General features: G+C 49.7%; 5 protein-coding genes, 4 tRNA genes and 1 pseudogene. 7 read left to right on the plus strand and 3 right to left on the minus strand.

Features of this window, described 5'->3' with window-relative positions; genetic code table 11:
- Positions 1–274 (minus strand): hypothetical protein (locus OGY10_RS01610; RefSeq protein WP_286576083.1); only part of this gene is annotated, 274 nt, incomplete at its 3' end.
- A gap of 63 nt (positions 275–337) precedes the next feature.
- Here OGY10_RS01610 and murB point away from each other — a divergent pair.
- Positions 338–1,366, plus strand: coding sequence for a UDP-N-acetylmuramate dehydrogenase (gene murB, locus OGY10_RS01615; RefSeq protein WP_079935447.1), 1,029 nt, complete (start codon positions 338–340; stop codon positions 1,364–1,366).
- On the plus strand, positions 1,363–2,325 hold the full coding sequence (birA, locus tag OGY10_RS01620) for a bifunctional biotin--[acetyl-CoA-carboxylase] ligase/biotin operon repressor BirA (protein ID WP_003826969.1): 963 nt from the start codon (positions 1,363–1,365) through the stop codon (positions 2,323–2,325). The genes murB and birA overlap by 4 nt, the downstream gene beginning before the upstream one ends.
- Before the next feature lie 32 nt (positions 2,326–2,357).
- Here birA and coaA read toward each other — a convergent pair whose 3' ends face one another.
- Both coaA and OGY10_RS01630 read right to left on the minus strand, forming a co-directional pair.
- Positions 2,358–3,308 (minus strand): type I pantothenate kinase, encoded by a 951-nt coding sequence (coaA, locus tag OGY10_RS01625; RefSeq protein ID WP_003031107.1) that lies wholly within the window; start codon positions 3,306–3,308, stop codon positions 2,358–2,360.
- A gap of 289 nt (positions 3,309–3,597) precedes the next feature.
- A pseudogene (locus OGY10_RS01630) lies at positions 3,598–3,678 on the minus strand (hypothetical protein); the annotation flags it as partial.
- 19 nt (positions 3,679–3,697) lie between these two features.
- On the opposite strand from OGY10_RS01630, the gene OGY10_RS01635 reads away from it, so the two are divergent.
- The 5 genes from OGY10_RS01635 to tuf all read left to right on the plus strand — a co-directional run.
- Positions 3,698–3,773, plus strand: a tRNA-Thr gene (locus OGY10_RS01635).
- A gap of 8 nt (positions 3,774–3,781) precedes the next feature.
- A tRNA-Tyr gene (locus OGY10_RS01640) sits at positions 3,782–3,866 on the plus strand.
- A gap of 114 nt (positions 3,867–3,980) precedes the next feature.
- Positions 3,981–4,055 (plus strand) — tRNA-Gly (locus OGY10_RS01645).
- Positions 4,056–4,060: 5 nt separating this feature from the next.
- A tRNA-Thr gene (locus OGY10_RS01650) sits at positions 4,061–4,136 on the plus strand.
- A 118-nt stretch (positions 4,137–4,254) separates the two neighbouring features.
- Positions 4,255–5,411: elongation factor Tu (gene tuf, locus OGY10_RS01655; protein WP_049283081.1), on the plus strand; the 1,157-nt coding region annotated here is incomplete at its 3' end.

The raw sequence follows: 5,411 nt of genomic DNA on the forward strand, positions 1-5,411 counted from the left end.
GGAGCGGATTTGAACGTTGCGCAGCAACGGCCCGGAGGGTGGCGGGCAGGACGCCCGCCATAAACTGCCAGGCATCAAATAAAGTGAAGAAGCCCATCCAGACGGATGGGCTTCTTTGCGTCTGTGCGGGATGAAAACCGCCGGATGCGGCGTGCCGCCTTATCCGGCCTACAGAGGCCGGGCTGAATGTATTTTGTAGGCCTGATAAGCGCAGCGCATCAGGCACATCACAACACCGCACCATCGGGTACAAAGCAATATCCTGAGCCTCCATAAGACAAGCCATCCAGCGGTATATGCGGTAAACTAGGCGCGATTTTGCATCAGGAAAGCGTCTATGAATCACTCCCTTAAAGCCTGGAACACCTTCGGTATCGATCAGCAAACGAATGAACTTGTCTGCGCCGAAAATGAACAACAATTACTGAATGCTTGGCAATCAGCCAATGCATCGCATCATCCTGTACTGATCCTGGGCGAAGGGAGTAACGTCCTGTTTCTTGATACCTTCCAGGGTACGGTGATCGTCAATCGTATTAAGGGTATTGAGATTACAGAACAACCTGATGCGTGGCATTTGCACGTAGGTGCGGGTGAAAACTGGCATCATCTGGTCCAGCATACGTTGCAGCTTGGCATGCCTGGGCTGGAAAATCTGGCGCTTATCCCAGGCTGCGTGGGTTCATCGCCAATCCAGAATATTGGTGCCTATGGAGTAGAGCTACAGCGCGTCTGCGAATACGTAGACTGCGTTGAGCTGTCGACTGGCAAACATCTGCGCGTTGGTGCAGCAGAATGTCGCTTTGGTTATCGTGACAGCATCTTCAAACATGAATACCAGGATCGCTTCGCAATTATTGCTGTTGGTTTACGCTTGTCTAAACAGTGGCATCCGGTACTGACCTATGGCGATCTGACGCGCCTGGATCCTACAACGGTGACGCCTCAGCAGGTTTTTGATTCTGTCTGCCATATGCGCACGACAAAACTGCCCGATCCGAAAGTAAACGGGAATGCAGGAAGCTTCTTTAAAAACCCGGTTGTCACCGCAGAGATTGCGCAGGAGCTCCTGGCAAAATTCCCAACAGCACCTCATTACCCGCAGGCTGATGGTTCTGTAAAACTGGCAGCCGGCTGGCTTATCGACCAGTGTCAGCTAAAAGGCAAGCGCATTGGTGGCGCAGCGGTACATCAACAGCAGGCACTGGTGCTGATCAATGCAGACAATGCGACGAGTCAGGATGTGGTGCAACTTGCACATCATGTACGTCAAAAAGTCGGTGAGAAATTTAATGTCTGGCTCGAACCAGAGGTTCGGTTTATTGGCCCGCAGGGTGAAATGAATGCTGTGGAGATCATTGCATGAAGGATAATACCGTCCCTCTGACGCTTATTTCATTACTCGCTGATGGCGAATTTCATTCTGGTGAGCAGCTCGGTGAAAAGTTGGGAATGAGCCGTGCCGCAATCAATAAGCATGTCCAGACGTTACGCGACTGGGGGGTTGATGTCTTTACTGTTCCAGGTAAAGGATACAGCTTACCGGAGCCTATCCAACTATTAGATGCCTCACTTATTCATTCTCAACTGGATGGTGGAAATATCACAGTCCTGCCGGTTATCGACTCAACCAATCAGTACCTGATGGACCGAATAGGTCAACTGGAGTCAGGGGATGCCTGTGTCGCTGAATATCAGCAAGCCGGGCGCGGTCGCCGTGGTCGCAAATGGTTTTCACCGTTTGGTGCCAACCTGTACCTTTCAATGTTCTGGCGGTTGGAACAAGGACCGGCTGCCGCGATTGGCCTGAGTCTGGTTATTGGTATCGTCATGGCTGAGGTTTTACGCGATCTGGGCGCAGAGAAGGTACGTGTAAAATGGCCCAACGACCTCTATTTGCTCGACCGTAAGCTGGCAGGGATCCTGGTTGAACTGACCGGTAAGACAGGGGATGCCGCGCAGATTGTTATCGGTGCGGGTATTAATATGTCCATGCGCCGGGTTGAAGAAAATGTGGTTAATCAAGGCTGGATTAACTTGCAGGAAGCGGGCATTAACATTGATCGCAATACCCTTGCTGCCCGACTGATACGTGAGTTGCGTGCTGCGTTAGTGCTCTTTGAGCACGAAGGTTTAGCTCCGTATCTGTCTCGCTGGAAGAGACTGGATAACTTTATCGACCGCCCGGTCAAACTTATTATTGGCGATAAAGAAATATTTGGCATCTCTCGTGGAATAGACGCGCAAGGTGCATTATTGCTTGAACAAAATGGCGAGATCAAACCCTGGATGGGTGGAGAAATATCGCTAAGAAGCGCTGAGTAATAAGAAGGGGAGCTGTTGCTCCCCTTTTTTATTTATTTTCTCAACCTGACTTGCTCAACGGCATGATTGGCACTTTTCGTCATGATTAAGCTTGCTCGCTCACGAGTTGGTAATATATTTTGTTTTAAATTCAGCCAGTTAATCTCTTTCCATAACGATGTGGCGGTGTTGATAGCCTCATCTTCTGATAATTTTGCATAGTTATGGAAATAAGAGTCCGGGTTGGTAAATGCCCCTTCACGGAATTTCAGGAAACGGTTGATATACCACGTCTGGAGTAATTCTTCTGGCGCATCAACATAAATAGAAAAGTCGACAAAGTCAGAAACAAATACATGATGCGGATCGTGAGGATAGTCCATCCCGCTTTGTAATACATTTAGCCCTTCGAGTATTAATATGTCGGGCTGGGCAACGGTTTTGTCGCCATCAGGGATCACATCATAGATGAGATGGGAATAGACCGGCGCCGTGACGTTAGGTACGCCTGATTTCAGATCGGAAACGAATTTAACCAAGCGATGCATATCATAGGACTGGGGGAAGCCTTTCTTCTTCATCAGTCCACGATCTTTCAATACCTGGTTAGGGTGGAGAAAGCCATCGGTAGTAATCAACTCAACCTTGCGATGCTCGGGCCAGCGACTGAGCAAAGCCTGCAAAACACGCGCAGTCGTACTTTTACCGACGGCGACGCTGCCAGCAATGCTAATAATATAAGGAATACGCTCGCCATTCGTGCCTAAAAATTGCTCCAGCACGGCCTGACGTCGCAGGTTCGAACTGATGTAAAAGTTTAGCAAACGCGAGAGAGGCAAATAAATCTCGGCAACTTCTTCCAGCGATAAGTCTTCGTTAATGCCTTTAAGACGAGCAATCTCTTCCTCGGTCAGGGTCATCGGCACGGAATCACGAAGCGCAGCCCACTGGTTGCGATCAAACTGTAGGTAAGGCGACGTTAACGCTTGCTCTTTTATACTCATACGCATGGTCTGGCTGTCATTGCTATATCAGGTCTGCGGTAAAAAACGAAATCATCCCGGTACGCAATGGCACGCACATTTCAGTTAATTTGGACAATGGGCAGGAGGGTAACACCAGATGGGGGGGAATAATAAGAAAAAATCATCCTCTGAAATGCAATGTGACGGGTATTCCAGATGTATAAAGATGTGCTTTCTCTCTATCAAAGCGTACCTGCCGGAGCAAAATTCCTCCCAGAGGAGGCACCTGACGTTGGAAATTTGTCCAATCCAAAGAGGAAATAGATTATTTATCGGTCGTATAGTGCAAAATGTGAGCGATAGAACATTTTATGCAATTTTTTAGTTGCATGAGTGCGCATGTCTCCATAAAATGCGCGCTACTTGATGCCGACTTAGCTCAGTAGGTAGAGCAACTGACTTGTAATCAGTAGGTCACCAGTTCGATTCCGGTAGTCGGCACCATCAAGTCCGGTGGGGTTCCCGAGCGGCCAAAGGGAGCAGACTGTAAATCTGCCGTCACAGACTTCGAAGGTTCGAATCCTTCCCCCACCACCACTTTCTGGCAGCGTTATCGCCGCCTGAGTTGATTAAAAAATTAATCAGCTCGAACAGAAAAGAGAGAAATCTCTTTTTTGTTGCAGAAAGAACTGGGTAGCCGAGTTTCAGGATGCGGGCATCGTATAATGGCTATTACCTCAGCCTTCCAAGCTGATGATGCGGGTTCGATTCCCGCTGCCCGCTCCAGACGTGCTGATATGGCTCAGTTGGTAGAGCGCACCCTTGGTAAGGGTGAGGTCCCCAGTTCGACTCTGGGTATCAGCACCACTTCACTTCTCCTTCCCGTTTCTCTCTGTTTACTTTTAAAAGCATTCAACAGCTCAGGTATATTGCCTGGTTGATGTGGTGATATCACCGATTTATCCGTGTCTTAGAGGGACAATCGATGTCTAAAGAAAAATTTGAACGTACTAAACCGCACGTTAACGTCGGTACTATCGGCCACGTTGACCATGGTAAAACAACGCTGACCGCTGCAATCACTACCGTACTGGCTAAAACCTACGGCGGTGCTGCTCGCGCATTCGATCAGATCGATAACGCGCCGGAAGAAAAAGCTCGTGGTATCACCATCAACACTTCTCACGTTGAATATGACACCCCGACTCGCCACTACGCACACGTAGACTGCCCGGGCCACGCCGACTATGTTAAAAACATGATCACCGGTGCTGCGCAGATGGACGGCGCGATCCTGGTTGTTGCTGCGACTGACGGCCCGATGCCGCAGACTCGTGAGCACATCCTGCTGGGTCGTCAGGTAGGCGTTCCGTACATCATCGTGTTCCTGAACAAATGCGACATGGTTGATGACGAAGAGCTGCTGGAACTGGTAGAAATGGAAGTTCGTGAACTTCTGTCTCAGTACGATTTCCCGGGCGACGACACTCCGATCGTTCGTGGTTCTGCTCTGAAAGCGCTGGAAGGCGAAGCAGAGTGGGAAGCGAAAATTATCGAACTGGCTGGCTTCCTGGATTCTTACATCCCAGAACCAGAGCGTGCGATTGACAAGCCGTTCCTGCTGCCTATCGAAGACGTATTCTCCATCTCCGGTCGTGGTACCGTTGTTACCGGTCGTGTAGAGCGCGGTATCATCAAAGTTGGTGAAGAAGTTGAAATCGTTGGTATCAAAGAGACTGCTAAGTCTACCTGTACTGGCGTTGAAATGTTCCGCAAACTGCTGGACGAAGGCCGTGCTGGTGAGAACGTTGGTGTTCTGCTGCGTGGTATCAAACGTGAAGAAATCGAACGTGGTCAGGTACTGGCTAAGCCGGGCTCTATCAAGCCGCACACCAAGTTCGAATCTGAAGTGTACATTCTGTCCAAAGACGAAGGCGGCCGTCATACTCCGTTCTTCAAAGGCTACCGTCCGCAGTTCTACTTCCGTACTACTGACGTGACTGGTACCATCGAACTGCCAGAAGGCGTAGAGATGGTAATGCCGGGCGACAACATCAAAATGGTTGTTACCCTGATCCACCCAATCGCGATGGACGACGGTCTGCGTTTCGCAATCCGTGAAGGCGGCCGTACTGTTGGTGC

Origin of the sequence: Citrobacter sp. Cpo148, from assembly GCF_030332375.1 — a bacterium.
In the GTDB taxonomy this organism is placed as follows: Bacteria; Pseudomonadota; Gammaproteobacteria; order Enterobacterales; family Enterobacteriaceae; genus Citrobacter; species Citrobacter portucalensis.

Excerpts from the sequence above, each read along its gene's own strand:
- murB (WP_079935447.1), top strand. The coding sequence starts at position 338 with ATGAATCACTCCCTTAAAGCCTGGAACACCTTCGGTATCGATCAGCAA.
- birA (WP_003826969.1), top strand. The coding sequence starts at position 1,363 with ATGAAGGATAATACCGTCCCTCTGACGCTTATTTCATTACTCGCTGAT.
- coaA (WP_003031107.1), bottom strand. The coding sequence starts at position 3,308 with ATGAGTATAAAAGAGCAAGCGTTAACGTCGCCTTACCTACAGTTTGAT.